At 72.5% G+C, this 25,730-nt stretch carries 22 protein-coding genes; 9 read left to right on the plus strand and 13 right to left on the minus strand.

Features of this window, described 5'->3' with window-relative positions:
• Positions 1–210: 210 nt before the first annotated feature.
• Positions 211–2,253 carry a serine/threonine-protein kinase gene (locus AH6_RS46590; protein ID WP_067479030.1) on the minus strand — a complete coding sequence of 681 codons (2,043 nt, stop codon included), beginning with the start codon at positions 2,251–2,253 and terminating at the stop codon, positions 211–213.
• 24 nt (positions 2,254–2,277) lie between these two features.
• On the minus strand, positions 2,278–2,754 hold the full coding sequence (locus AH6_RS13205) for a DUF6194 family protein (RefSeq protein WP_067479032.1): 477 nt from the start codon (positions 2,752–2,754) through the stop codon (positions 2,278–2,280).
• Positions 2,755–2,817: 63 nt separating this feature from the next.
• Between AH6_RS13205 and AH6_RS13210 the strand changes: the two genes are divergently transcribed.
• Together AH6_RS13210 and AH6_RS13215 are read left to right on the plus strand one after the other, a co-directional pair.
• Positions 2,818–3,540 carry a MerR family transcriptional regulator gene (locus tag AH6_RS13210; RefSeq protein WP_157431439.1) on the plus strand — a complete coding sequence of 241 codons (723 nt, stop codon included), beginning with the start codon at positions 2,818–2,820 and terminating at the stop codon, positions 3,538–3,540.
• 122 nt (positions 3,541–3,662) lie between these two features.
• On the plus strand, positions 3,663–4,088 hold the full coding sequence (locus AH6_RS13215) for a hypothetical protein (RefSeq protein WP_157431440.1): 426 nt from the start codon (positions 3,663–3,665) through the stop codon (positions 4,086–4,088).
• Between the two features lie 4 nt (positions 4,089–4,092).
• Here AH6_RS13215 and AH6_RS13220 read toward each other — a convergent pair whose 3' ends face one another.
• Positions 4,093–5,409: a YcaO-like family protein gene (locus AH6_RS13220; protein WP_083982727.1), complete on the minus strand. Its 1,317-nt coding sequence runs from the start codon at positions 5,407–5,409 to the stop codon at positions 4,093–4,095.
• A gap of 610 nt (positions 5,410–6,019) precedes the next feature.
• Here AH6_RS13220 and AH6_RS13225 point away from each other — a divergent pair.
• A complete protein-coding gene (locus AH6_RS13225; protein WP_067479036.1) occupies positions 6,020–6,403 on the plus strand; it encodes a hypothetical protein in 384 nt (127 codons plus the stop codon).
• 7 nt (positions 6,404–6,410) lie between these two features.
• Here the strand turns inward: AH6_RS13225 and AH6_RS13230 are convergent, their stop codons facing one another.
• Both AH6_RS13230 and AH6_RS13235 read right to left on the minus strand, forming a co-directional pair.
• Positions 6,411–7,646, minus strand: a complete 1,236-nt coding sequence (locus AH6_RS13230) for an acetyl-CoA hydrolase/transferase family protein (protein WP_067479038.1) — start codon at positions 7,644–7,646, stop codon at positions 6,411–6,413.
• A 108-nt stretch (positions 7,647–7,754) separates the two neighbouring features.
• Complete coding sequence (locus AH6_RS13235) at positions 7,755–8,531, minus strand: DUF6544 family protein (protein ID WP_083982729.1); 777 nt, start codon at positions 8,529–8,531, stop codon at positions 7,755–7,757.
• A gap of 194 nt (positions 8,532–8,725) precedes the next feature.
• On the opposite strand from AH6_RS13235, the gene AH6_RS13240 reads away from it, so the two are divergent.
• Positions 8,726–9,268 (plus strand): hypothetical protein, encoded by a 543-nt coding sequence (locus AH6_RS13240; protein ID WP_067479040.1) that lies wholly within the window; start codon positions 8,726–8,728, stop codon positions 9,266–9,268.
• 82 nt (positions 9,269–9,350) lie between these two features.
• Here the strand turns inward: AH6_RS13240 and AH6_RS13245 are convergent, their stop codons facing one another.
• The gene (locus AH6_RS13245; RefSeq protein ID WP_067479042.1) at positions 9,351–9,635 is read right to left on the minus strand and encodes an STAS domain-containing protein; all 285 of its coding nucleotides are present in this window, start codon (positions 9,633–9,635) and stop codon (positions 9,351–9,353) included.
• The gene (locus tag AH6_RS13250) at positions 9,635–13,801 is read right to left on the minus strand and encodes a SpoIIE family protein phosphatase (RefSeq protein ID WP_067479044.1); all 4,167 of its coding nucleotides are present in this window, start codon (positions 13,799–13,801) and stop codon (positions 9,635–9,637) included. The genes AH6_RS13245 and AH6_RS13250 overlap by 1 nt, the downstream gene beginning before the upstream one ends.
• 214 nt (positions 13,802–14,015) lie before the next feature.
• On the opposite strand from AH6_RS13250, the gene AH6_RS13255 reads away from it, so the two are divergent.
• Positions 14,016–15,356 carry a PP2C family protein-serine/threonine phosphatase gene (locus AH6_RS13255; RefSeq protein WP_067479046.1) on the plus strand — a complete coding sequence of 447 codons (1,341 nt, stop codon included), beginning with the start codon at positions 14,016–14,018 and terminating at the stop codon, positions 15,354–15,356.
• Positions 15,353–15,718 (plus strand): STAS domain-containing protein, encoded by a 366-nt coding sequence (locus tag AH6_RS13260; protein WP_067479048.1) that lies wholly within the window; start codon positions 15,353–15,355, stop codon positions 15,716–15,718. The genes AH6_RS13255 and AH6_RS13260 overlap by 4 nt, the downstream gene beginning before the upstream one ends.
• A gap of 20 nt (positions 15,719–15,738) precedes the next feature.
• On the opposite strand, the gene AH6_RS13265 is transcribed toward AH6_RS13260, so the two are convergent.
• Together AH6_RS13265 and AH6_RS13270 are read right to left on the minus strand one after the other, a co-directional pair.
• Complete coding sequence (locus tag AH6_RS13265; protein WP_067479050.1) at positions 15,739–16,059, minus strand: hypothetical protein; 321 nt, start codon at positions 16,057–16,059, stop codon at positions 15,739–15,741.
• Between the two features lie 231 nt (positions 16,060–16,290).
• A complete protein-coding gene (locus AH6_RS13270; protein WP_169807843.1) occupies positions 16,291–16,797 on the minus strand; it encodes an RICIN domain-containing protein in 507 nt (168 codons plus the stop codon).
• 364 nt (positions 16,798–17,161) lie between these two features.
• Between AH6_RS13270 and AH6_RS13275 the strand changes: the two genes are divergently transcribed.
• Positions 17,162–18,373, plus strand: a complete 1,212-nt coding sequence (locus AH6_RS13275; RefSeq protein ID WP_067479053.1) for a right-handed parallel beta-helix repeat-containing protein — start codon at positions 17,162–17,164, stop codon at positions 18,371–18,373.
• 4 nt (positions 18,374–18,377) lie between these two features.
• Here the strand turns inward: AH6_RS13275 and AH6_RS45290 are convergent, their stop codons facing one another.
• Together AH6_RS45290 and AH6_RS13285 are read right to left on the minus strand one after the other, a co-directional pair.
• Positions 18,378–19,688, minus strand: a complete 1,311-nt coding sequence (locus tag AH6_RS45290; protein ID WP_067479055.1) for an isochorismatase family protein — start codon at positions 19,686–19,688, stop codon at positions 18,378–18,380.
• A gap of 139 nt (positions 19,689–19,827) precedes the next feature.
• Positions 19,828–20,415, minus strand: coding sequence for a TetR/AcrR family transcriptional regulator (locus tag AH6_RS13285; RefSeq protein WP_067479057.1), 588 nt, complete (start codon positions 20,413–20,415; stop codon positions 19,828–19,830).
• A 119-nt stretch (positions 20,416–20,534) separates the two neighbouring features.
• Here AH6_RS13285 and AH6_RS13290 point away from each other — a divergent pair, with 119 nt between their 5' ends.
• Together AH6_RS13290 and AH6_RS13295 are read left to right on the plus strand one after the other, a co-directional pair.
• Positions 20,535–21,971 carry a DHA2 family efflux MFS transporter permease subunit gene (locus AH6_RS13290; protein ID WP_067479059.1) on the plus strand — a complete coding sequence of 479 codons (1,437 nt, stop codon included), beginning with the start codon at positions 20,535–20,537 and terminating at the stop codon, positions 21,969–21,971.
• Positions 21,972–21,999: 28 nt separating this feature from the next.
• Entirely contained in the window at positions 22,000–23,094 is a 1,095-nt protein-coding gene (locus AH6_RS13295; RefSeq protein ID WP_067479061.1) for a Gfo/Idh/MocA family protein, read from the plus strand.
• Between the two features lie 70 nt (positions 23,095–23,164).
• Here AH6_RS13295 and AH6_RS13300 read toward each other — a convergent pair whose 3' ends face one another.
• Together AH6_RS13300 and AH6_RS13305 are read right to left on the minus strand one after the other, a co-directional pair.
• Positions 23,165–24,268 carry a cytochrome P450 gene (locus AH6_RS13300; protein ID WP_067479063.1) on the minus strand — a complete coding sequence of 368 codons (1,104 nt, stop codon included), beginning with the start codon at positions 24,266–24,268 and terminating at the stop codon, positions 23,165–23,167.
• Entirely contained in the window at positions 24,261–25,682 is a 1,422-nt protein-coding gene (locus AH6_RS13305) for an ABC1 kinase family protein (RefSeq protein WP_067479065.1), read from the minus strand. Before AH6_RS13305 ends, AH6_RS13300 begins: the two co-directional genes overlap by 8 nt.
• Positions 25,683–25,730 lie beyond the last annotated feature (48 nt).

Consider the following 25,730-nt stretch of genomic DNA (forward strand, 5'->3'; position numbering starts at 1 on the left):
CGGTCCGGTCGGGTCTTCGGGACCTCCATGTAGCGGAGTGGAACTGTCTCGGCGCGTTGCTCAAGGCTCACGGCGCGGATCAGGCTCTTCACCCATCACTTGCCAACGTTCGACAGACGCCACGGCTGGTCCACCACGGCGGTGGGCAGGCTGTCGCCGAGCGGTCCGGAGGCGCACCTGCCAGCGCTCATGCCGGTCTGAACGGCCCGTCTATGGCGGGGTTGGGCTCGTCAGGTACTTGATGGTGTCGAGGATGTCGGTCCTGATGCGGTCGTCGCCCCAGACGGTCTCGGCATAGCTGCCCAGGGTGCGAAGGCGGGCGTCGCGGTCCGCGAGGTCGCGCAGGGCCGGGATGGCCTCGACGGCGCGCATCTCCATCAGGACCGGGAGCGGGTCTCTGTCGCCGTGCGGTGCGGTGATGGCGGCCAGCAGCGGATCGAGGAGTTCGTCGCGGGGCACGCCGTGCAGCCAGAGGGCACGTGCGGCGCCCACGCGAGCCCACTTGTTGGAGAGCGCCGCGCGCAAGACCGGGACGAGATCGGCGCCCGACTCCGGAGCCATGTCCCCGGCCAGGCGGACGGCCGATCGGACCGGAACGTCCCCGGCGAGGAGCACGGCCTCCAGCGTGCGCAGGACGGGTTCGGTCTCGCCGCCGGCCCGCCAGATCACGCGGGCCGCCGCGACCTGGACGTCCCGCTCCGGATACGTCGGAGCCGCGTCCCCCGTCAGGTGCCGGGCGAGCAGCGGGACCAGGGGCGCCGCATCCCGGCCCGCGTCGGCGACCAGGTCCAGCTCCCGCGCGATCCGGCTCTGCGAGGAACCGGCCAGCGCCGCCCCGGCCGCGACGAGGGGCGCGGTGTCGCCGGTGAGCCGCCAGACCGCGTGTGCCGGACGAATCCCGGTCTCAGGGCGCTGAGCTGCGACCCGCCGCAGGGCCGGGACGGCGGGGAGCGCCGCCGGGCCGATCGCGGCCAGCGCTGACGGGACGGCCCGCGGTGCCGCCTCCAGGGCCGCCGTGAGCTCGGGTACCGCGGCCGCCGCGTCCGGGCCCCAGGCTCCCAGCAGGACGGCCAGGGTGATCACGGGGTTCCCGGTCGAACCCGCCGCGATCTGCGCGGTGAGGCGGTGGCGGACCGCATCGAGCAGTTCTGGAGCGAAGGGCGGGACGTATTCGGTCAGCAGCCTCGCGGGCACCGGGTCGATCCCCGCCGCCCACGCCGTCCTCACCGGTTCCTGCCAGCGCGGATCTCCCAGCCGGATCAGCGTGCTCAGCGCGGTGTCGGCCGCGCGCTGGTCGCTCCCGCGCGCGATGCGGGCGAGCCGGCCGGCGACTCCGGCCGCAGGCGCACCGGCGTGCGCGGCGGCCTCCACAGCCGCCGAGACGACGGCCGGGTCGGCGTCTTCCAGCAGGGCGCTCAGGCGGGGCAGCGACCCGACGGCCGCCGATCTGCTGTGCCGGAATCGGTCGGCCATGCCCTCGGCGGCCCGGATCCGCGCCGTGGGAGATGCGGCGGCCATCAGATCCGTCAACGCGGCGGCCGTCTCCCCGTTGACGCTTTCCAGGATCTCGCTGAGCGGGTCGGCGGACCACGGGCCCCGCCACTTCGTGTCGGCGCCGAGCGCCGCCGCCACCGGTCCGGCGCACTCCGATGGCAGGTCCGACCCCGCTCTGGCGAGGGCGAGCGCCGCGGCGGCGGCCATAGGAAAGGGCTCGGCCATTGCCCTCCGTGCCAACTGGGCGGACGTCTCGGCATCGCACAGCGCCAAGCCCATCAGCAAAGAGGCGCGGACGTCCGGAACCTCCTCCACCGACCATCGCCGCGTCAGCGCCTTTGCGGCGCCGGGCCCGCACCGGGCCACCGCGTAGGCGGCGTACTCGCGTACCTCGGGATCGGGGTCGTCCAGGAGCGCCACCAGCGTGTCACGGTGCCCGGTGACCGCCGCTGCCACGGCTGGCTGCTCGCGGCCGTCGCTGCGCTCGGGGTCGCAGAGATCCCCGAGCGCCTGCAACAGGATCTCCCGCCGATGCGTCCGCGGATCGGCGGCCAGCCGGACGACGAACGGCACGGCGACCACGGTCACCGTATACACCGTCCCCTGGTGCCATACCGAGGAGAAGAACTCGTCCAGTCCCTCGTCGGCCACTTCGAGATCGTCCGATGCCATGGCCCGCAGAATGTCCGGAACCTCCTCGGCGGCTCCGTACGCCCCCTGATAGGCAGTCCAGTCGATCTCGTCCAGTCCGTCCAGCATCGCGCCAGCCTAGAGGCCGGAGGCTCAGCTCGGCGTCGTCTCGGCGCGTCGTTCGTGGCGCGAGCGTGCGAGGCCGTAGGCCGTGGTGAGCAGATCCCGGACCGCCGTCTCCGTGCGCGGGCCCGGGTTCACCACGGCGAGCCAGCCCAGGGTGCCGTAGACGGGGTGTGCGATGACGGTGTCCGCCGTGCTCGGGTCGGTGTCGCCGGTGGCGGGTTCGCGTGGCTCGTGGCCGGTCCAGTTGAGGAAGGCGTCCTTTCCGGCGGCGATGTTCACGCGGAAGGTCTTGGGCCGGTCCAGCCGTGATTCCTCGTCGCCGGGATAGTTCTTGGTCACGATCGTCGCGAAGGGCTGGCCCGTCGTCGGGACGACGCCGTCGGGCGCGTAGTAGAAGAACGTGTCGCCCCAGCTCAGCTCCGGTGAACCGTCCCCGGGGCCGGGGGTGACGATCAGGATGCCGTCGCGGCCGTCGAGGAGGGCGGTGATCTCTTCGATGTTCATGTGTTCTAGCGTTTCATTCATGTGCTTGTGGAGACTTCAGCCCGGATACTTAGGGGTCGCGGCGTGAAAAGTCGCAAGTCACCTGCCCTGCGAACGGTCGACGTCGCCCGCCGGACCGGCTATTCGGTCCAGCAGGTGCGCAACCTCGAACACGACGGCGTGCTTCCCCCGGCCGAGCGCACACCCTCGGGTTACCGGGTCTACGCCGAACCGCACGTGCTCTCCGCCCTGGCCTACCGCGCCCTCGCGGCGGCCACCGGCCCCGTCGAAGCCAAAAGGATCATGCGTGCGGCGCATGGCCCGACCCCGGACCTGCTCGCCCTCCTGGACGCCGCGCACGCCCAGCTCGACGCTGAACGCCGGGAACTCGCGCTGGCCAAGCAGGCCGCGCAGGCGATCGCCGCCGAGCCGATCGAGGACGTCCGCCCGTCGGACTCCATGGGCATCTCCGAACTCGCCGACGCCCTCGACGTGCGGACCTCCACCCTGCGCCACTGGGACGCCGAAGGGCTCGTCGTGCCCGGCCGAGCCTCGACGGGCGGAACGCGCAGGTACTCGCCCGACGACGTCCGCGACGCCCGGATCGTCCACCAGCTACGCCTGGCCGGTTACCGCATCCCCTCGCTCCATGCCCTGATGCCGGAGTTGCGCCGCGCACGCCGTTGGGACGAGCTGACGACCGCCCTGGCCGCCCGCGACGCGAGCGTCAACGCCCGCTCCCTGGCCCTCCTCGAAGGCGCCGCCGCCCTCAGCGCCCTGCTCGCGGCGACGGCACCCCCGGCTTGAGACCTGCGACGTCGATGGTTCGTTCTTCAAGCAGTGGCTGCTTCACGCCATGCGCTTGAGGGCTCGCCGACCGTGACGAAGGTTGGGATCTCAGACACTCCGTCTCTGGAAAGGACGACATCGTGTCTTCGACATCTCATCCGTCCGCGCGCGGTCCCGCCTCCCGTACGCAGCAGGCCGTCCGCGTCGCCGGGGTGCTCGGTGCGGCGGCGCTCCTTCATCTGTCGGCCTTCCAGCCCGTGGCCACCGCCGACGCGTCCTCGGCCCGGCCCGCGAAAGGCACCACCTACTGGACCGTGCCCTACGGGCGGCTCTCGGCAGGTGTCTGGGAGGACAAGGTCACCATCACCTTCACCAAGATCAGCGGACCGGCGCTGCACGTCGCCGTCGGCTACCTCGACAAGTCCGGTGACCGCCGGTCGCCCGTCTTCCCCGCCGGCTCGGGCCCCTACGACTATTCCTGGGGCCGCCGCTGGGACGAGACCGGCTGCGTCACCGCGTACCTGGTGCTCCCCACAGAACGCATCGAGCACGAGGCGTGCCCGTAGCGGTTCAGCGGGCCGCGAGGCGTCGCGCTCGTGGCCCGGGGATGACCGCGTTGCCGCTCGTGATGCCGAAGAAACGGTCCAGCCCCGGCACGGCCACGGCGATGGTGCTCACGCCGTTGGAAGCGGTGTGCAGCGCGTGGACGTAAGGGGTGTGCCCCTGCTCGGCGAGCACCGAGACGAGATGCCGGGCGTGCTGCTCGGGAGTGGCAGGCGCGGAAGTCGCGACGAAGGCGGTGGTGGTCGCGCCGGGCAGGTGGTCGGTGAGATCGACGGTGGCGGCGGCCAGCAGGCGGGGATGGCCGTGCAGATGCGACAGGTCGCGAGGCACCGGCCGCAGCTGGTCATCCAGCGCGGTGGCCTGCAGGAGCTCGGCCAACGCGCGACGGGCGGCGTGGTGTGACGATAGGGAAGCGCCCATGCCCAGCAGGGACAGAACGTCCTTCGGCGCGCGGCCGTCCAGGGCCCGGCGGTGCCAAGGAGCAGCCGTGGTCCGGGCCAGGTAGGCCGGAACGCCCAGGTCGGTGGTCATGTCGATCAGGTGCACCGGCCCGGCCAAGCGCTCCCGGGCGTACCGGTGGAGCGCGGCCAGGTCGTCCGGCAGCGTGGCGGGATCGACCAGCCTCAACGGCGGTGGCGCGGCGGTCAGGAAGGTGGCGGCCAGCAGGACTGACAGCGCGTCCCGTTCGACGGCCTCGGCCAGCGCGTGGACGAGGGCCTCGGCGCGGGTGGCTCCAATGGCGGTCCCGTTATTGGAGCTGTAACGGGCGGCCGACGTGTAGTCGCAGGTGTCGCCGACCTGGCGGCGCAGCTCGGCCAGGTCGGGATCCAAGTAGCCGGGGCATTGCAGGTACACCGGGACGTCCAGCGTGCCAGGGCCGGTCACCGCCGTGTGCACGCGGCAGGCGACCTCGCCACCGGGCTCCAGCGCCGCCAGGGCCGGGTCACCGGCCAGCGGGCCGTCCAAGAGGTCGGCCACGCGCCGCAGCACGAGGTGGTCGCCGTCCAGCCGGGCGGCACCGGAATGATGGTGTTCCAGCGCCTCGAAGAGCGCGCCGACCCGGGCGTCGGCGGCGGGCCCCTTGCCGTTGCCTCCTCCGTCCGGCGCGGGACGGCCGTCGGCGCCGTACAACATGCAGCGCCACACGTCGCCCAGATCGGTGAGCCGAGCGGTCAGCCCCGCCTCGGCGACGGCCTGCCCGCCGAGTTCCCACGCCATGGCGAGGCTGAACTCGCGTTCTCCCGCCTGCGGACGTGCCGCCGCGCCGGACGGGGTTCCGCTCGGTGCCATGGTGCCGCCGGGAATCGGATCCGAATCTGTCATCGCTGCGCCTCCAGCCCCGGAGAGGGCCCTAGCGTTAAGGGGCGGCGACCGGGTGAGGAGCGGAGGGGGCTCCTCACCCGGTCATGAACGCGTCGCGGGGCGGATCAGTCGTCCCGCTGCTGCTCGCCGGTGTCCTCCAGCCGGTCGAGCAGGACCTCCTCGGCCGGTGTCACCCCCGCGTCGGTGGGGGACTGCACCTGAGCGCCGATCATGTATCCCATGCTCGTCTCCTCCCTCTCCCGCCCGGACGGGCGGTCAGTCGTCCTGCCGGCCGTCGCCGGTCTCGGGCCGGTCGAGTCGTGCTTCGACGGCCTCGGCCGGCGACGGTGTCTCGTCGCTGGGCCAGACGACCATATGTCCGGTCCATCCCATGGTGACCTTCCTTTCGGGTTGCTGACCTGCGGAAAGGCGTCCGGTGGCACGGCCGCCACCTCCACGCTCGGCCACCGGAGGGAACGCGGCAAGCCCGTGGCGCGCAGGTGCCAGTGCTTGAAACCCGGACCACGATGCCTCCCCAGGTAGGGACAAAGGTCCCTGGTGTCCCGGGCGCCGGTCGGGCAGGGTGGGACGCCCTGGCTGCCGACGACCGGTGGGAACGATGAGGATCTTGGTGACCGAGAAGACGCCCGGTGACGCGCACACCCTGGGGGCGATCCTGGCCACCGAGGGCCACGACGTGGACTTCTGCCATCCGCCAGGCGACGCGTCCTGGCCGTGCGCCGGGCTGACCGCCCGAAACCGGTGCCCGCTGCTGGCGAGCAAGGTGGACGTCGTGGTGGACGTGCGCATCGACGGCGGCGCGTTCACCACCCAGGAGATGGGCGCGATCTGCGCCATGCACCACGGGACGCCGCTGCTCGTCGCCGGTCCGGTCCCGCCCGGCTCCCCGCTGGCCGACGGGGCGCTGTTCGCGTGCCGTCCCGACTCCGTGACGGCGGCCTGCGCCGGGATGGCGTCCGCGAGCGACGGCAGATCACCCGCCGACGCGCGCTAGACGAAGTTCAGCGCAAAGGAAAACCGAGCAGGCGGCCCTGCTCGCGCAGCTCGTCCCGCGCGTCCGGATGCGCCACCCCGTCCACGATCTGCTGCGCCTGGTCGGCGGCGTCGCGCCCCCAGATCGCGGCGGTGCCCTGCTCGCTGACGATGAAGCTGTGCTGGAAGGACGTCACCGGACCGGCCAGCCGGGGGATCACGGTCGACACGTCGGCCCGGGGGTGCCACGACGGCAACGCGATGATCGCCCGGCCGCCGGGGGAGTGCAGCGCCCCGACGACGAAGTCGGTCTGCCCGCCGAACCCCGAGTAGATCCCGCCCCGCACCCGGCTGGCGTTGGCCTGCGCGAACAGGTCCACCTGGAGCGCGGAGTTCACCGACACCAGGCGGGGACGGCGGGCGATGAGGCCCGGGTCGTTGGTCTTCTCGGTGCGCAACATGCGGACCCGCTCGTTGCGGTCGGCCCAGTCGTAGAGCTCCTGGCCGCCGAAGGCGAACGAGGCGGTGACCGGGACGTCCGGGGCGAGCGCGCCCGCCTTCTCCAGCCCCAGCACCCCGTCGCTGAACATCTCCGACCACACCGCCAGGCCGCGCCGGTCCTGGAGCGAGGCCAGCACCGCGTCGGGCACCCCGCCGATCCCCAGTTGCAGCGTCGCCTGCTCGGGCACCAGGTCCGCCACCCGGCGACCGATCTCGTGGGAGACCGCCGTGGGCTCGCGCGGCGCCGGGACGGGCAGCGGCTCGTCGTGCTCGATGGCGTGGTCGATGTCCTCCACCGCCATCACCGCGTCGCCGTAGGTGTAGGGCATGTGCCGGTTGAACTGGGCGATCACCAGCCCGCCGCGCGCCCGCACCGCCTCGATCGCGGCGGGCAGGATGTTGACCTCGATGCCCAGCGAGACCGTGCCGTCCACCGGCCGCGAGGTCTGCACCACCACCACGTCCGGCGGCAGCGCGTCCTTCAGCAGCAGCGGTACCAGCGACAGCCGCGACGGGAAGTACCGCAGGTTCCCGTGCCCGCGCATGGCGGGCCCGACGAACGGTGTCTCCAGCACCACGCCGGGCCGGTCGGGAAGCTCGCCCTGGGCGTTCAGCATGAACAGCCGGTACTCGGCGAGCGCGGCGTCCAGGATCTCCAGGGCCCGCCGGGGCGTGGCGAAGTTCCCTCCCGCCACCACCCTCGGGCAGCCGGGCAGCCCGGCCAGCACGGCGGACAGGCGGGACTCGGAAGTGATGCGCGGCAAGGTCGCTCCGGGAAGATCGTGATCGTCTGATCGGACGATACCCCTCCCCTCGGAAAGCACGCCGTCCCCGATCGAGAACCCGGTCACAGGGCCGGACGGGACGACGCGTCAGCGGTAGGCGACCTCGTCGAGGGCGAAGCGGATGAACTCCCCGTCCTTCCACCGATCCATCCCGTACCACCAGCCCGCAGCGGCCTCCGCAGGGATGGTGAAACCCCCGAACGTGGCCTCGCGCCGCACCCGCATCCCGAAGACGTGCTCACCGAAGCCGCCCTTGCCCGGCGCGCCCCAACGAGGCAGCGTCACCGATTCGAGGGCCCCGTCGGCGGCCACCGTCAAGGTGACGGCGTAGACCCGGCCGCCGACCGTCACCCGCGCCAGCGCCCGCGCGTCGTCGATCGCCTCCCACGCCACCTGCGGGGACAGCGCGAACGCGGGCACCATCACGAACTCGGCGGCCATCCGGCCCGCCGCGCTGAACGTGATGTCGGGACCGCCCCCGGACATCACCGGGACGCCGCCGAGCAGCCGCCACCGCATCTCGCCCCGCCCGTCCTGGTAGCGGTCGAACCCGCTGACCGGCAGGCCGAACGGATGCGCCGTCGCGGCCCAGACGAACCCCGTGGACGGCTTCAGCAGCTGCGTCGCCCGGAAGTCCCACCACGCGCCCAGCCGGATACGGCCGTGCATCGCCAGGTGCACCGAGGTCAGCAGGGGAGTGCCCGGCCGGACGGCGTGCAGGAGCCAGCGGCGCGCCGGTGCGGGAAGGTGCGCCGCCATGGCGGGCGTGAAGAGGCGGACGGGTCCGCTGAGCGCGTCCAGCCGGGTCCGGTCCTGGGCGGCCGGGCCGGTCAGGTGCGGTGTCGCGTACGCGGTCGGTGCCATCGGAACGCTCCCTGGAATCGGCGGGGACACGCCTCCAGTCGATCACCCGGACGGCGTCCGGTCCCGGGCCGGGCGTCCCTGGGCTTGCGGACCAAGGTCCCCCGGACCCGCCGCCCTTCGTACCTACAGCGCCCGCCTCCGTGGCGGTTGAGTCATAGGTGTCAGCCCCGAACGGCACACCGAGGTGAACCCCCATGGCCGTCACCACCCGCCGCAACCGCACCCCCGCCGAGCAGCCCACCGGTACGTCGGCCACCGCCGCCGCCCACGTGTGGGCGGTCGCCCGCATCGCCCTGGCGTGGATCTTCCTGTGGGCGTTCCTGGACAAGACCTTCGGGCTGGGCCACGAGACCCCCGCCGCCAAGGCGTGGACCGACGGCGGCAGCCCCACGATGGGCTTCCTGAAGAACAGCCCCGAAGGCCCCTTCGCCGGGCTCTACCATGACCTGGCCGGCCAGACCTGGGCCGACTGGCTGTTCATGATCGGCCTGGCGGGCATCGGCGCCGCCCTGCTGCTGGGCGTCGCCATGCGCGCCGCCGCCGTCGCCGGTGGCCTGCTGCTGGTCCTGATGTGGACCGCCGTCCTGCCGCCCGCCAACAACCCCTTCCTGGACGACCACCTCGTCTACACCATCGTCCTGGTGGGCCTGGCCCTGGTCGGCGCGGGCGACACCCTGGGCCTGGGCCGCTGGTGGGGCAACACCGCCCTGGTCCGCAAGCTGCCCATCCTGAAGTGAACCCGACGCGACGGTGACCCCGACGCGACGAGGGGCGTCCCACCTGGGACGCCCCTCGTCGCGTCCACTCGGACCACGCGGACTACTCGTGGACGGTGGCGAGTTCGGCGAGACCTGAGATGGTCAGCACGGGCATCAGCAGGGGGCCCGCGATGAGCTCCAGGCGCTCGGCGTGCGGGAACAGCACGCTCAGGCCCGCGCTGTCGAGGTACTCGACGCCGGTGAGGTCGAGGACGAGGGGACCGGGCGTGCCGTCGAGCGCGGCGGCCAGGTCGCCGGTGTTGCTCATGTCGATCTCGCCGACCGCGGTCAGCAGGGCCGTGCCGTCCGGCCGCCGGCCAGGCGTGAGGGTCAGGGGCGTGGTCATCAGGCGATCCTCGTGTGCATGTCGACGGTGGTGCCGGACGGGCCGGGGGTGACGGTGACCTGCTGCATCAGGGCGCGCATCAGACCCATGCCGCGGCCGCGGTGGGTGTTGAGTTCGGGTTGCGGGGTCTTCCAGCGCCCGGAGTCGACGATCCGCACGTGCAGGTTGTCGACGAAGGCCTCGGCGCGGAAGTAGACGGCGTCGCCGGGGGCGTCGCGGTGGCCGTGCTCGATCGCGTTGGCGCAGGCCTCGCCCGCCGCGACCAGGATGTTCTGGACGGTGCCCGGCGGCAGGTCGCACTGGTCGAGCCAGCCGCGCAGGGCCTTGCGGACGGGCGCGAGCTGCGCCGACTCGGCCGGGAACGACATCTCCAGCGGGGCCGGGTGGCGGTACAGCAGCAGGGCGACGTCGTCGTCATAGCCGTCGGCGGGCGCGAGCCGCGCCATCACGTCGGTGGCGAGGTCGTCGACCGCCGTGTTCCGGCCGTGCTGCAGGGCCTCGCCCGCCTGGTCGATGCCCGCGCTGAGCGGGCGGCGGCGGCGTTCCACGAGCCCGTCGGTGTACAGCAGCAGGGTGGAGCGGGCCGGGATGGTGCAGGTGCCCTCGGGGCGCGGCCTGCCGGGGCGGACGGCCAGGGGCAGGGAGCGTCCCTCGTCCAGCAGGCGGGTGCTGCCTTCGGGGTGGACGAGGATGCCGGGCGGGTGACCGGCGCTGGAGTAGGTCAGCTCCCCGGTCTCGGGGTTGAGGACGCCGCAGAAGACGGTGGTGCAGGCCGCGCCGGGGACCCCGGCGGCGAACTGGTCCAAGGCCATCAGCGCCTGGGCGGGGCTGGCGTCCTGGAGCAGCAGGGCCCGGCAGGCGCTGCGGAGTTGCCCCATGACGCTGGCGGCTTCGAGGCCGCGGCCGACGCAGTCGCCGACGACGATCCCGATCCGGCCGTCGGGCAGGGTGACGGTGTCGTACCAGTCGCCGCCGACCTCCAACGGCTGGGTCGCGGGCTCGTACCGGACGGCGAACCCCTCGGGCAGGTGGGAGGGACCGAGGATGGCGCGCTGGAGGGCGATGGCGGTCTCGCGCTGCTGGTCGATCTGGTGGGCGCGGGCCAGCCCCTGGGCGAGGTGGCCGCCCAGCAGGGACAGCAACAACTGGTCCTCGCCGCTGAAGGGACGCCGCTCGCCCAGGTCGATCCACAGCGCGAGCGGGCCCTCGGGGTGCTCCAGCAGGACACCGGCCCCGTCCGGTGCGGCGACGGGGGTGAGCGCGGGCTGCCCGCGCAGACCCTCCAGCGTCTCGCGGTGCCCGGCGGGCAGGTCCCGCCAGGTGAGCGGCGCGTCGGTGGCGGTGACGGCGGGTTCGTCGCCGTGGCCGAAGACGGCGGCCCTGACGCCCCTGGCCCGCCACAACTTCTTCAGCTCGGCCAGCGCGCCGTCCAGCGCCTCGGGCAGGCTGGCGGCCCGGGACAGGCACGCGCCCAGGGCGGCGAGCGCGCTCTCGCGCTGGATGGCGTAGTGCTCGGACGTCACGTCGCGGAAGGTGCCGACGATCACGGTGCGGCCGGTGTCGGGGTCCCGCACCTGGTTGAAGGTGGCGCTGATCCACAACCGGTGCCCGTCCCGGTGGGTGACGGGGATGGTGTAGCTGCCCCGGCTCCGGTCGAGCAGTCCGGAGAAGGCGTCGGCGAACTGGCGGTGGGCGTCGGGATCGGCGGCGGCGTCCGGCCACCAGGGGTGGACCGGCTGGTAGGGCAGGTCCTCCGGGCCGTAGCCGAGGATGGTGGTGAACGCCGCGTTGATCTCGATGACCGCGCCGCCCTCGTCGCAGACGAAGAACCCCTCCTGGAGGGAGTCGACCAGCGCGGTGCGCCAGCGGGCGTGGTGACCGCGCAGCCGCGCCAGCTCGATGTTCGCGCGCACGCGCGCGAGGAGTTCGGCCGCCGCGAACGGCTTGACGAGGTAGTCGTCGGCACCGGCCTGGAGGCCCTCGATGGACGCCTCCTGCCCGGCTCGGGCGGACAGCAGCAGCACCGGCACCGCCGCGGTCCGGGGGTCGGTCCGCAGCGCGCTCACCAGGGCCAGCCCGTCCAGGCCGGGCATCATGACGTCGCTGACCACCAGGTCGGGCGAGTCGGCGCGGACGGCGTCGAGGGCCTGCTGCCCGTCGTTGACCGTCTGGACCTGGTAGCCCGCGCTGCGCAGCAGGCGGGCGAGGTAGTCGCGCATGTCGGCGTTGTCGTCGGCGACGAGCACCCGCGCCGAGAGGCCGGGGGAGGGCGCCAGGCCGTCGGGAGCCGGGTCCGCGCCCGCCCCGATCCCGGCGGGCGCAGGGTCGGCCTGCTCGCCCGGCAACCAGCGCAAAGCCTCCTGCACGAAGGGGTCGGCGGTGGCGGGCGACACGTCCGCAGCCGGTTCCGCGCGGACGGCGTCGGCGGGCAGGTGGGCGGAGCCGAACGGCAGGCGGACGGTGAAGCGGGTGCCCTCGCCCTCGGCGGAGGTGGCGGTGATGGTGCCGCCGTGCAGGCCGACCAGCTCCTTCACCAGGGCCAGGCCGATGCCGCTGCCCTCGTTGGAGCGGGAGCGGGCGTTCTCGATGCGGTGGAACCGCTCGAACAGCCGGGGCATCTCCTCGGCGGCGACGCCGATGCCGGTGTCCTCGACCGTCACCACGGCCTCGCCGCCCTCGGCGCGCGTGGTGACGCGGATCGAACCCTCGAAGGTGAACTTCAGGGCGTTGCTGAGGAGGTTGAGCAGCACCTTCTCCCACATGCCCCGGTCGATGTGGACCGGTTCGGGCAGCGGCGCGCAGTCGACCTGGAAGTCCAGGCCCGCCTTGTCCATGGCGGAGCGGAAGACGCTGGCCAGCTCGCCGGTGACGGCGGCGAGGTCGACCGGCTCGTAACCGGCCTGCATCCGGCCCGCCTCGATGCGGGAGAAGTCCAGCAGGGTGTTGACCAGCTTGCCCAGCCGCAGCCCGTTGCGGTGGATGACCTCCAGTTCCTCGCGCACGCGCGGGTCGGCGTCGGCGAGCCGGCTCCGCAGCTCCTGCACCGGCCCCATGATGAGGGTGAGCGGGGTGCGGAACTCGTGGCTGACGTTGGAGAAGAACGTCGTCTTCGCCCGGTCCAGCTCCGCCAGCTCCTCGGCCCGGCGCTGCTGCGCCTCGTAGCTGCGCGCGCTGGCGATGCCGGTGGCCACGTGCCCGGCGACCAGCTCCACGAAGCCGCGGTAACCCTCGTCCAGGGCGCGATAGCGGTTCAGGCCGACCGCCATGAACCCGTACGGGACGCCGCCCTTCTGGAGCAGCGGCACCACCAGCGCCTGCACGGGCGGCTGCTGCCACGCGCCCGTCGGCAGATCCGCGAACGGCGGGCCGTCCAGCGGGATCAGCACGGACTCCTCGCGGGCGGGGACCGCCATCGGCCACGGCTGCTCGGAACCGGCCGGGAGACTCTCCGGCGCGGCCGGACCGGCGAGGGCACCGGTGGCGGCGGCGAGGCGCGCGCCACCGTCGTCCTGGAACAGGTAGGTCAGGGTGAACGGCAGGTCGTGCGGGTTGTGGCCGAGCTGCTCGTTGCTGAAGTCGAGCATCTCCTGCTCGGTGCGCACCACGCTGGGGTCGGAGCCGAGGTCGCGCAGGGTCGCCATCCGGCGCTCGCCGATGACCCGCTCGGTGTCCTCGCTGACCACGCACAACATGCCGACCACGTGCCCGTCGTCGTCGCGCAGGGGGCTGTAGGAGAAGGTGTGGTAACTCTCCTCGGGATAGCCCGAACGCTCCAGGAACAGCAGCAGGGCCTCGTCCCAGGTGGCCTGCCCCGTGGACAGCACGGCGTCGATGCGGGGGCCGATGTCGCCCCAGATCTCCGCCCACACCTCGCTGGCGGGCCGTCCCAGCGCCCACGGGTACTTCTGGCCCAGGGTGTCGCGGCGGTAGGCGTCGTTGCAGAAGAACGTCAGCTCCGGGCCCCAGGCCATCCACATCGAGAACTTCGACGACAGCAGGATGCTCACGGCCGTCTGGAGGCTCTGCGGCCAGGTCCCGGGCGCGCCGAGCGGGGTCGCCGCCCAGTCCACGCGGGCCAGGTCCGCGCCGACCGTCGCGTCGGCGGTGAACACGTCGGCTCCGGTGGCCGGTGGCAGGGCGGGCCCGCCATCCTCCGAACGCGTCACTGGACACCCCTTCGTTCACCTCGGACCCACCGTGGAGCGCCGCCTGCCCGGCCACTCCGCGATGCCGCCCGGCGGCACGCGCGGTGGACCGCCCGACCGGGCGCGGCGCGGGGCCGCCCCGAGGTCGCAACAGGGATCATCGGCGCATTCCGTAGGATAATCCAGCCAGACCCCCGGGCTGGCGGCACGGCAGGTGAAGGTGGGCGGGAGAGACATGACGGTGGCCGAGCGTCCCTTTCACCGGGACGCGGAACCGGCGGCGACGGCCGAGGAGCGGCGGCTCGCCGCGGTGCGCCGCTACCAGCTCCTGGACACCCCGCCCGACGGCACCTTCGACAGGATCGCGTCGCTGGCCGCCCGCATCCTCGGCGCGCCCATGGCCACGGTGTCGATCGTCGACGGCGACCGCGTGTGGTTCAAGGCCGCCCACGGGCTGCCGGGCGTCGAGCAGACCGGCCGCGAGCCGGGCCTGTGCGCCACCGCCGCCCTCCAGGACGAGCCGTACGTCGTCACCGACGCCCGCGCCGACCCGCGCGCCGCCGGCCACCCCTTCGTCCACGGCGACCCGGGCGTGCGCTTCTACGCCGCCGCGCCCATCACCACCGCCGACGGGCACGGCCTGGGCACCGTCAACGTCCTCGACACCCGCCCCCGCCGCCGCCCCACCGACGACCAGCTCCAGGCGCTGCGGGACCTGGCCGCGCTCGTCATGGACGAACTCGAAGCGCGCCTGTCCGCCCTGCGCGCCGTGGCCGCCGAACGCCGGCGGCGCGCCGACGCCGAACGCCTGGCCCGCACCCTGCAACGGACCCTGCTGCCCCCGGCCCTGCCCAGCGTGCCCGGCCTGCAAGCGGCAGCCGCCTACCACACCGCCTCCTCCGACGAGGTCGGCGGCGACTTCTACGACCTGTTCCCCCTCGACGACGGCCGCTGGGCGTTCTTCCTCGGCGACGTGTGCGGCAAGGGCGCCGACGCCGCCGCCCTGACCTCCCTGACCCGTTACACTCTGCGTGCCGCCGCCATCTACGATCCGGACCCCCGCGCCGCCTTGACCAATCTCGACGCCGTTCTCAAAGGCGAACACCAGGGCAACGCCCCCCGGTTCTGCACCGCCGTGTTCGGCGTCCTCGACGCCGCCGCGGACGGCTCCTTCGGCATCGCCCTGGCCGGCGGCGGCCACCCTCCGGCGCTGGCGCTGCGGGCGGACGGCTCCGTGGAGGCCATCGCCACCACCGGCGGCCAGCTCATCGGCCTGCTGCCCGCCCCCCACTTCGTCGAGACCACCACCCGCCTCGCCCCCGGGGACGCGCTGCTGCTGTACACCGACGGCCTCACCGAGGCCCGCACCGCCGCCGGCGACATGCTCGGCGAGGACGGGCTGGCCCGCTACCTGGCCGACCGCGCCGCCGACGCCACGCGGGGAGCCGACGGCCTGCTCGCCACCGTGCACGAACTCTTCGACGACCTGAGCAGCGGCATCAGCGACGACACCGCGCTGCTCGCCCTTTCCGTCCCGACGGCCAGCGTTCCCCGCCCCGCGAAGGAGACAAGGTGACCGACCGCACCCTGACCGCCATCCCGCGCCCGCACCCCTCGAGCGCCACCGTGCTGGCCGTGAGCGGTGAACTCGACCACCACACCGCTCCCGAACTCACCGAGGCGATCCGCGAGACGTCCTTCAGCCCCGAAACGCCGGTGGTCATCGACCTGAGCGACCTCTCCTACTGCGACTCCACCGGCATCACCGTGCTGGTCAGCGCCTACAAGCGCGCCCAGCAGCACGACGCCCGCCTGATCCTGGTCGGCCTGAACCCCGACCTGACGCGCGTCTTCCACATCGTCGGCCTGAACCAGATCTTCACGTTCCGGACCACCGTGGACGAGGCCATCGACGCGCTGTCCGCCGCCGAATCCTGACCGGCGCGCCGCCGACGCGATCAGTCGTCCGGCTGGGTGCGTGGCCGGTCCGCCTGAGCGACATCGGCCGGGCCCAGGCGCAGCCGCCGGCCGAGGACCTGCCCGGCGACCTCCTCCACCGGGACGCCCGACGCGGCGGCCCGCGCGAACAACACCCGGTAGGCGTCGGCGAGCGAAGCCGCCAGCTGCACCGACATCATCCCCGCCGCCTGATGCACCGTGACGGGCAGGGCCTCGAAGCCGGCCGGCCCGTCGCCGTTCCCGGCGGCCCCGAAACCATCGGGCCCGCCGTCCTTACGAGCGGGCTCGTGCCCGTCCTCGACCTGACCATGAGCGCTCACCGCAACGCCCTCCCACAGCCGATCACATGCTTGTCCTTCAACAACCACTGTGCGGGAGGGAACGCGCCACGACCACCGGAATCCCCTTTTTCGCCGCGTTGATAACCAGCCCGATCACCCGACCGCAACACCGCACGCGACCGCGTCGAGCCGGGAGCGCGCACGTCCGCTCCCAGGATCCCCCGCGCGCATCGCCGGTCGCGGCGAACCCTGGGGTGTGCTTCGGCCGGATCAGACCCAGCGCTGGCCGGTGCTCCCGGTGTAGGCCCACTGGACGGCGTGCGCCCCGTTTTCGGTGCTGCTCGCGCCGATCGCCAGGTACTTGCCGGTCCCCACATTCCGGATGTGACCGGCCTCGCTGATCTCCCAACGCTGGGAGTTGGAGTCGAGGCAGTCCCACTGGACGGCGTGGGCCCCGTTCTCGGTGCTGCCGTTCCCGATGGCGAGGCATTTCCGGCTGTTGGCGTTGATGATTTTCCGGTCGGCGTTGATGTACCAGAGCTGGCCGTCGCTGCCGGTGTACTCCCACTGCACGGCGTGCGCCCCGTTGTCGGTGCTGCTCGCGCCGATGGCCAGGTATTTGTCGCTGCCGAAGTTGCGGATCCGGTAGTAGCCGGGCGCCGGGTTCGCGGTGAGTTCCCGGACGCCGGTGACCGCCGTGGCGGGCGTGCTGAGCAGCGGAACGACGGCGCCGACCACGCCCGCGACCGTCATGGAGGCAACGAAGGAACGAGTCATGTCCGCCAATCCACCGGTTTTCCCATGCGTGCTCGTGGCGGGTCCCGACGCTGCCACGGGAATGATCACTTCGTCAAGGGCCTCCCTTTCCCGTGCTCCGGGCCGCGGGAGTGAATGCGGGTGCATTTCGTGACGCTGGGTCACTCCGGCCAGTCAGATGACACTTGGCGGCGAATCGGCGGCCGGCCGCCGGTGAAATCGCTGGCCGGGACAGGCCAAAAAGGGTTCGCATCGGCCACGTACCCGCGCCTTGACCAAACGATCTTGGGCGTGTTTCAATCCGGAAACCGCGCACCGGCCGCTCGCGAAATGGCACGTGCAATATTTTGCGGCGGGCTTCGGCGGCGGGTTCCGTGTGCCATTCGTGATCGGAGAAACCATCGTGGAGTTGGGTCGCCGGGACGCCGTCAGAGTCGGGATCGCCGCAGGCGCCGCGCTGCTGGGCGGCGGTCTCGTCCCGTCGGCCCGCGCCGCGTCCGCGACCCGGCGGGCGGCCGGGACCGTCAACCCCTATCCCGCCGGCGAGGACGGCACCGTCGTCGCGCTGCGCCACGCGCTCGACGACGCCGCGAACGGCATCGCCGGGCTGGCCGGGCGCGACGACAAGGGCCGGATCATCGTCCGCGCCAAGGCGGCGCACCGCCACGTCCTGCGGGCCAACCTGATCGTCCCGGGCAACACCCACCTCGACGCGACCGACGCCCGGTTCGTCGCCGACTTCGTCTCGTCGGGCACCGCCAAGACGATGGTGCTCAACCACGTTCCCGGCGCGACGACCGGCGGGTACAACGCCCCGGGCAACATCAGGATCACCGGCGGCTCCTGGGATCCCGTCTGGCAGTACCTCCAGAACGGCACCACGGCCCCGGCGATGAACGGCATCACGATGGAGCACACCTCCAACGTCGAACTGGTCGGCGTCACGATGTACAACGTCAAGTGGTGGCACGCCATCGAGCTCAACGCCGTGCGGAACGCCACCGTCCAGGAGTGCAAGCTGTTCGGCTGGATCGTGGATCCGCAGTACGTGGACAAGCTCTGGCACGGCGAGGCCGTCCAGCTCGACCTGGCGGGCAGCGCCAACACCTGGGCGGGGGCGAAGGACAACACGCCCTGCACCGACATCCGCATCATCGGGAACGAGTGCGCCCAGTCGGGGTCGCAGGGAGCGTGGGGCGCCCTGACCGGTTCGCACACGGCGGTGCCCAACGTCCGGCACTCGCGCGTCCGGATCGAGGACAACACGGTGACCGGCAGCCTCTGGGACGCGATCACGCCGTTCAACACCGAAGCCCTGGCCATCACGGGGAACCGGATCACCGACTGCCACGGCGGCGTCTACGTCCGCGGCGCCAACTCCGGCGTCAACCCGCTGACCACCGTGGACATCACCGGCAACACCGTCGGCCCGCTCCGCCCGAACGCGCAGGGCAAGGTCAGGACGGGGATCGGGATCGCCGCGTACACCGCGGACGCCCCGATCCGCGACATCCTCGTCACCGGCAACACGGCTCCGTCCTTCTCCTACTACGACCAGCGGTGGATGACCTTCCGCCAGCCGCCGCAGACGAAGTGAGGGATCACTCCAGCGCGCGGCCGATGGCGTCGGCGTGCTCCTTCAACCAGACGATCTCCTGGTCCAGCCACGAGCCGGGAGCGATGACGCGTCCGGCGCGCTCGTGGAAGTCGCGCTCGGCCTCGACGCGGGCGACGATCTGCCGCCCGAAGTCCCGGCGGTGCTCGTCGGCGAGCCCGTACGCGTCGAGGAAGGTGCGCAGGAGGGCCACCTGATGGCCGAACGGGTTGACGATCTCGACGCCGAACAGCCACAACCAGGCGGCGTAGGCAACGTCACGCGCGCGCGGGCCGGGGGCGGCCTGGTCGAAGTCGAAGGCACGGGCGGGCAGGCCGTCGACGAAGGTGACGTTGAGCGGGGAGAAGTCGTTGTGGCACACCGTCTCCTCGCCGGACGTGATCGGCGTGCCCGCGGTCGCGTCGTGCAGCCGACGCAACAACCGGGCCGCAGCGGTGATCTGGGCGGGAGACCAGTCGCGGGGCCGGAAGTCGCTCGTGGTCTCACCGGGCTGGAAGCCGAGGATCTCGCGGCCCTTGCCGTCGATCCCGAGCAGCCTCGGCGCGGCGTCGCACCCCACGTCCTCCAGGTGCCGGAGCAGCCGGTGCACGAACGGCGAGTGCGGCCCGACCGGCCGGCGCACCGTGTCCCCGACGCGGACGACCCCTTCCGTGATCTTGCCACCAGTCAAGGGGATCTCGGTCTCCTGTTCTGACGACTCGGAGCCGCCCACGCGCAGCAACTCGCGCAGTTCAGTGCCGTCAATGACGTGGGCCAGACGAGGGAAGACGCCGGTCACCAGAGCCCGGTGAACCTCCGGGTCCGGATCGGTGACGCCGTCGGACAGCAGGTAGAGCCGGTAGTCGCGGTCGGCGGCGTCGGTGACGGTGGACAGCACAGCGCCGCTGGTGCTGACGCCCGCGATGACCAGCGTCGTGATCCCGCGATCCCGGAGCCGCCGGTCGAGGTCCGTCGTGGACAGCGCGCCGAAGCGCGTCTTGCGGACGGTGATGTCGTCCGGCCCGGGAACGAGCCGGTCGTGGAAGTCCGTGGCGGGGTCGGCGTAGTGCAGAAGGCGCTGCTGGCCGATGAGCGAGAACATCTTGTTGGCGGACGGGACCGACGCCCAGTCGTCCTCAGTGAAGCCGACGCGCGCGTGCGCGATGACGGCACCGTGCGCACGCATGTCGGCAACGGTTTCGGTCAACCGTGACAGCAAGGCGTCAGCCTCAGGCAGCGAGCCCAGAACCGCCTGCTGGCAGTCCAGGAGGAGCAGCGCGGACGTCCGAGGATCCAGCGCAGGGGTCGTAACGGTCATGGCTCTCCTTGAGTGATGAGACCGGAGCCCGTGGCACGGTTCATCAGACCGGAGCCCGCCGTGCGGTGTCGAACAACCGACGCCGACGTCAGACAACCAAGCGTTGTGGGTGGAGCCGGAACCGCCTGCGGCCCCTGGTTCACTCGGCGGGCGGCGCGAACACGGCGAGGGTGCGCTCGATCACCATGCGGATGCGCTCGGGGGAGTACGGCTCCAGGTGGAGCAGCAGCCGGTAGTAGAGCGGCCCGTACAGCAGGTCGATGATCAGGTCCACGTCCGCGTCGGCGGCCAGCTGGCCCTGCTCGCGCGCCCGGCGCAACCGCTCGCGCGCGGCCTCGATCCGCGGACCGACCATCGCCGACAGCGCGCCGACGAGCTCCCGGTCGTGGTGGCTCTCGGCGATGACCCCGGCGTAGACGGCCGAGCGCGGGCCGGTCATCATGTGGTCGAGGACGGCCGTCAGCTGGGTCGTCAGGTCGGCGACGATGTCGCCGGTGTCGAGGAACGGCGTCACCTCGCCGACCAGCTCGGCGATCCCCTCCAGGACGACGGCGCCCTTGGACGGCCACCACCGGTAGATCGTCTTCTTGCTGACGCCGGCCTGCGCCGCGATGGCCTCCATGGTCACCTGGCCGTAGCCGCGCTCGACGCACAGGTCCAGCGCCGCCGTCACGATCGCCCGGTGACTCTTCTCGTTGCGCCTGCGCGGGTCGGGAGCCGTCGTCATGGCCGCAGTCTAACAGGAAACGACACGTGTCGTGTTGACAGGAGGCACGCCCACCCCTGACAATCCCTTCCAGTTCAACGACACGACACGTGTCGTGTTTTCACGAGAAGGGAAACCCGATGAACCGGACCAGGTCCCGAGGGGCCGCGCTCCTGGTGCTCTGCGCCATGCAGTTGATGATCATCCTGGACGGCACGATCGTCACCGTCGCCCTGCCCACGATCCAGGGCGACCTGGGCTTCTCCCAGAGCGGCCTGTCCTGGGTGGTGAACTCCTACCTGATCGCGTTCGCCGGTCTCCTGCTGCTGGCGGGACGGCTCGGCGACCTGATCGGCGCCAGGCGGGTGTTCCTCGCCGGCCTGGCCGTCTTCACCCTCGCCTCCCTGCTGTGCGGTCTGGCCGCCGGACCCGAGATGCTGATCGCCGGCCGGTTCCTGCAGGGCGTCGGGGCCGCGCTGGCCTCCGCGGTGATCCTCGGCATGATCACCGACCTGTTCCCCGAGCCCGGCGAGCAGGCCAGGGCCATGGGCGTCTACGGCTTCGTCTCGGCCGGCGGCGCCTCGGCGGGACTGATCGCCGGCGGCGCCATCGCCGAAACGCTCGGCTGGCACTGGGCGTTCCTCGTCAACCTGCCGGTCGGCGCGCTGGCCTTCGCCGCCGGCGTCGGACTGCTCGCCGGCCGGGAACCGGTCGACCTGCGGGCCGGGATCGACGTGCTCGGCGCCGTGCTGGTCACCGCGGGCCTCTCGCTCGGCGTTTTCACCATCTCGCAGATCGCCGAGGACGGGCGGAGCGCCGGGGAGCTGGCTGCCTGGGGCGCGGTCGCGGTCGTCCTGCTGGCGGCGTTCGTGCTGCGGCAGGCCAGGACGGCGCGGCCGCTGCTGGCGCTGCGGATCTTCCGCAGCCGGGAGATCTCGGGCGCCAACATCGTGGTGGTCCTGGTCTTCGCCGCCGGCTTCGGCTTCCAGTTCCTCAACGCCCTGTACCTCCAGCGGGTCCTCGGCTTCGACGCGATGCGGACCGGGCTGGCCTTCCTGCCCGCCCCACTGGTGATCGGCGTGGTGTCCCTGTTCCTGTCGGCCCGGCTCACCGCGCGGTTCGGCACCCGCCGCGTGCTGCTCGCGGGGCTGCTCGCGCTCGGTCTGGGCCTGCTGCTGCTCAGCCGGGCGCCGGTGGACGGGGCCTACTGGACCGACGTCGCCCCCGCCCTGCTCGTCCAGGGGCTCGGCATGGGCTTCGCCGTCCCGGCGATGATCATGCGGGCCATGTCGGGCGCCGCGCCCGCCGACGCCGGGCTGGCCTCCGGCCTGAACACCACCGCCCAGCAGGCGGGGGCCGCCGTCGGCCTCGCCGTCCTGGCGACGGTGGCCACGGCGCGCAGCGACGCCCTGACGGACCGGGGCGTGCAGGCCGTCACGGCGTTGCGGGACGGCTACAGCACGGCCTTCCTGGTCGCGGCCGGCCTGGTGTTCCTCGCCTGGGCCGTGGCCTGGCACGTCCTCAGGGACGCCCCGCAGGCCGTCGCGACGCCCGCCCCGGTCGCCACCGTTCACTGAACCCACACCCTGGCAGAGAGGAAACGACATGGCGGACAGAATCCGGGTCGGAGTGGTCGGCGCGAGCGCCGAGCGGGGCTGGGGACGGGCCGTCCACCTGCCCGCGCTCTCGGCGCGGCCGGACTACGAGATCACCGCGGTCGCGGGGACGGGCATGGAGTCGGCGCGCGCCGCGGCCCGGGTCTGGGGAGCGCGGCACGCCTTCGACGACCCGCACGCGCTCATGGCCTGCCCCGACGTCGACCTGGTGGTCATCGCGGTCCAGCTGACCAGGCGCGACGGTCTCGTGGAGGCGGCCATCGCGGCGGGCAAGCACGTCTACTGCGAATGGCCGCTCGCGCTGTCGGCCGCCTCCGCCGAACGTTTCCGGGCGAGCGCGGAGGAGGCGGGCGTCCGGCACGCGGTCGGCCTGCAGAGCAGGCACCATCCCGCGATCCGCCGGCTCCGCGAACTGCTCGCGGACGGGACGATCGGCGACGTGCTGTCCGCGTCGCTCACCTACTCGCTGGCGGCGCCCGAGGCGTGGCCGCAGCGGTACAGCGCCCTGTTCGACCGCACCAAGGGCGTCAACCACCTCGCCGTGGTGGGCGGCCACTCCCTCGACATGTTCTGCTCGGCGGTGGGCGGCTTCACCGAACTGTCGGCGACGCTGGCCACCCGCATCACCCGCGTCACGGTGGAGGAGACCGGCGAGCCGATCGAGGTGACCTCTCCCGACCAGATCGTGCTCGGCGGTTCCCTGGAGTCCGGCGCGGCCGCCTCCGCGCACTTCATGACCGGCGGCCCGGCCGGGCAGGGCTTCCGGATCGAGGTCCACGGACGGACGGGACGCCTGGTGCTGCGCGCGTCGGACGACTCACTGGTCGGCCCCGAGTTCACGCTCCACCACCACACGGGCTCCGAACCGCCCGCCGTGCTGCCCGTGCCGGACCGCCATCGCCCGATCCTTCCCGGCGCGCCGGTCGCCGTCGGCAACGTCCACCAGGTCTACACCGACCTGGCCCGCGCCATCCGCACGGGAGAGCCGATCGAACCCGACTTCAGCACTGCGGTCCGCACCCACCGGCTGCTCGACGCCGTGAAGAAGGCCGCCGAGACCGGAGAGCGGCAGCGGCTCGCCTGACCCGGCCATCGTGATGCTCCGAGCACGCCGTCGCGCTCTGCGCGTCGACGTGCTCGGCCATGACGCGGCGTCAGTACAGAGAGACGGGCAGGGAGCGCAGGCGATGGAACGTCGAGGAGTCGAGTGGCTGCACCGCCCCAGCGAGACGCAACGCCGGGAAGCGGGTGAACAGACGCACCAGCGTCTCGGTGGTCTCGACAAGGGCCAGCGCGTGGCCAAGGCAGAAGTGGGCACCCGCGCCGAAGGCCAGACTCTGCCCCGGGTCGCGTCCCAGATCACGGCGCTGCGGATCGGCGCGTAGCCGAGGGTCGCGGGCGATCTCGTCGAGCCGCAGCAGCACGAACTCACCGGCCGCGACCCGATGCCCGTCGAGCAGGTGGTCGGCGGTGGCGGTCCGGCCGATCAGCTTGACCGACCCCTCCAACCGGACGATCTCAGCCACAGCACGGTCCGGGTCGGCGAGCAGCGCCGCGCGCCCGCCGGGCGTGGTCAGCACAGCGTGGGTCCCGTTGGCGATGAGATTGGCCGTCGTCTCGTGCCCGGCGGTGAGCAGCAGCAGGCAGGTGGCGTAGACCTCGGCGATGGACGGGCCGTCCGGCACGGCGAGCATGGCGCTGATCAGGTCCGGACCAGGCATGGCGACGCGCTCAGCGATCAACGGGGTGAGGAAGAGCGACAGTTCGGTGGCGGCTTCGGTCGCCCGGCGCAGGTCCTCGGCCGAGGCGCCGATCTCCAGGAACCGGAACAGGTCGGGCGTGCAGCGCAGGAAGAGCTCCGCGCCGTCGGTCCCGGCGTCGAGCAGTTCGGCGATGACGGCGAGGGGCACGATCTGCCCGACGTCGGCGAGCACGTCGGCGTCCGGGCCGTCCAGACCGTCCAATACAGCCTCGACGATGGTGGCGATGCGCGGCCGCAGCCCCTCGATCGCGCGCGGCGTGAACGCGGGGCTGAGGAAGCCGCGCAGCCGGGTGTGCTCGGGCGCGTTCATGAACAGCAGCAGGCCGGGCGGGGCGTCGCGCAGCTCGGGCGGTGCGAGCGGGTTGTCGCGCGGATCGCTGCTCCACCCGTCGCCGCGCAGCACGGCCAGCGCCTCCTCGTGGCCGGTGACCACGTGCGCCTGCGCCTCCGCGTCCCACCGGACGTACGGCTCGGCCGTCACGACGGGATCAGACATGGTCGGCCTCCGGCTTCAGGACGAGCCCGCGTTCGGCGACGAAGTCGGCGTGCGCCCGCCCGTAGTGCCCGGCGGGCGGACCGACCTTGAAGATCTCGTCGAACAGGGCGCGCCAGTCCCCACCGGAGCGCAACTCGCCGAGGACGCCGGTCATGCCGGTGTCGATGCGGCTGAGCATGGCCATCTCCGGGCTGAGGGAGATCCAGCGCAACGTCGGCGCGTGCGGGCCGACCGGGTTGAACTCCTCGCGGGCGATCCGGGCGGCGACCTCGGGCGTGTAGGTGAACGGCTGGGGCGAGACGATCGGGGTGAGGAAGCCGCGCGTCCAGGCCAACAAAGCCTGCGGGTCCAACTGGTCGGTGGGCCGGTCCCCGGTCAGGCCGGAGGCGTAGGCGTCGAAGGCGGTGGCCGCGTCACCGGCGACCGAGGCGGTGAGCCAGGTCCGGATCGTGCGGGCCAGCTCGTCGGGGAACCGCTTCACGCAGCCGAAGTCCAGCGCGGTGATGGTGCCGTCCTCGTGGAAGAGGAAGTTGCCAGGATGGGGATCGGCGTTGAACAGCCCGAACTCGTGCAGGCTGCCCAGCGAGAACCGGTAGATCGCCTCGCCCCACCGGTCCCGGAGCTCCTGCGGGGCCCGGACGGCGTCGGCGAAGCGCAGGCCGGTGGCGAGGTCGGTGGTGAGCACCCGCCGGGTGGTCAGCTCGGAGACGACCTCGGGGACGTGGACGAACGGGTGCCCCCGGTAGATGTCGGCGAAGTCCCGCTGGTTGGCGGCCTCGTTGAGGTAGTCGACCTCCTCGCCGATCCGGTCGCCGATCTCGCGGGCCATGCCGCGCACGTCGAGGTGGCGGGTCTGCGCGATGGGGACGGTGGCCTGGCCGAGCCGGACGAAGGTGGCCAGCAGCTCGGCGTTGGCGAGGTCGGCCCGGATCGCGTCGGCGACGCCGGGATACTGGACCTTGACGGCGACGGGACGGCCGTCGTGGAGCCGGGCTCGGTGCACCTGCCCGATGGACGCGGCGGCGAAGGCCACGGGGTCGAACTCGGCATAAGCCTCAGACATTGAACGGCCGAGCCCGGCCTCCAACGTCTCCAACGCCAGCTCCGGCGGCATGGGCTCCACACTGTCCTGCAACCGTGCGAGCGCCGCCTGATACGGCGAACCCTCCCCACCACCCGGACCGAACGACACAACCGACATGAGCTGCCCGGCCTTCATCAGCACACCCCTGGATCGGCCCAACCGATCGGTGTACCGCTCGGCGGCGCGGCGGTGGAACTCGGCCTTGGCGTCACCGCCGCGCAGCGCCGCGACGACGGCCTCGCCCGCCGTGCGTCCGGCCAGCGCGACCAGCGGGGCGGTGCGGCTGATGCGGCCGCTCCGGACCTTTCTTTCCCGGGGTTCTTCGGTCATCCGAGCCTCCGAAAGTGGTCTCTTGCCTCAATTCAGTGTTTACTTAGG

Source organism: Actinomadura hibisca NBRC 15177 (genome assembly GCF_001552635.1).
Taxonomy (GTDB): domain Bacteria; phylum Actinomycetota; class Actinomycetes; order Streptosporangiales; family Streptosporangiaceae; genus Spirillospora; species Spirillospora hibisca.

Excerpts from the sequence above, each read along its gene's own strand:
- AH6_RS13245 (WP_067479042.1), bottom strand. The coding sequence starts at position 9,635 with ATGACCACGCCCCTGACCCTCACGCCTGGCCGGCGGCCGGACGGCACG.
- AH6_RS13300 (WP_067479063.1), bottom strand. The coding sequence starts at position 24,268 with ATGTCTGATCCCGTCGTGACGGCCGAGCCGTACGTCCGGTGGGACGCG.
- AH6_RS13205 (WP_067479032.1), bottom strand. The coding sequence starts at position 2,754 with ATGAACATCGAAGAGATCACCGCCCTCCTCGACGGCCGCGACGGCATC.
- AH6_RS45290 (WP_067479055.1), bottom strand. The coding sequence starts at position 19,688 with ATGACCGTTACGACCCCTGCGCTGGATCCTCGGACGTCCGCGCTGCTC.
- AH6_RS13270 (WP_169807843.1), bottom strand. The coding sequence starts at position 16,797 with ATGACTCGTTCCTTCGTTGCCTCCATGACGGTCGCGGGCGTGGTCGGC.
- AH6_RS13235 (WP_083982729.1), bottom strand. The coding sequence starts at position 8,531 with ATGGCACCGACCGCGTACGCGACACCGCACCTGACCGGCCCGGCCGCC.
- AH6_RS13285 (WP_067479057.1), bottom strand. The coding sequence starts at position 20,415 with ATGACGACGGCTCCCGACCCGCGCAGGCGCAACGAGAAGAGTCACCGG.
- AH6_RS46590 (WP_067479030.1), bottom strand. The coding sequence starts at position 2,253 with ATGCTGGACGGACTGGACGAGATCGACTGGACTGCCTATCAGGGGGCG.
- AH6_RS13305 (WP_067479065.1), bottom strand. The coding sequence starts at position 25,682 with ATGACCGAAGAACCCCGGGAAAGAAAGGTCCGGAGCGGCCGCATCAGC.
- AH6_RS13295 (WP_067479061.1), top strand. The coding sequence starts at position 22,000 with ATGGCGGACAGAATCCGGGTCGGAGTGGTCGGCGCGAGCGCCGAGCGG.
- AH6_RS13290 (WP_067479059.1), top strand. The coding sequence starts at position 20,535 with ATGAACCGGACCAGGTCCCGAGGGGCCGCGCTCCTGGTGCTCTGCGCC.
- AH6_RS13255 (WP_067479046.1), top strand. The coding sequence starts at position 14,016 with ATGACGGTGGCCGAGCGTCCCTTTCACCGGGACGCGGAACCGGCGGCG.
- AH6_RS13240 (WP_067479040.1), top strand. The coding sequence starts at position 8,726 with ATGGCCGTCACCACCCGCCGCAACCGCACCCCCGCCGAGCAGCCCACC.
- AH6_RS13220 (WP_083982727.1), bottom strand. The coding sequence starts at position 5,409 with ATGACAGATTCGGATCCGATTCCCGGCGGCACCATGGCACCGAGCGGA.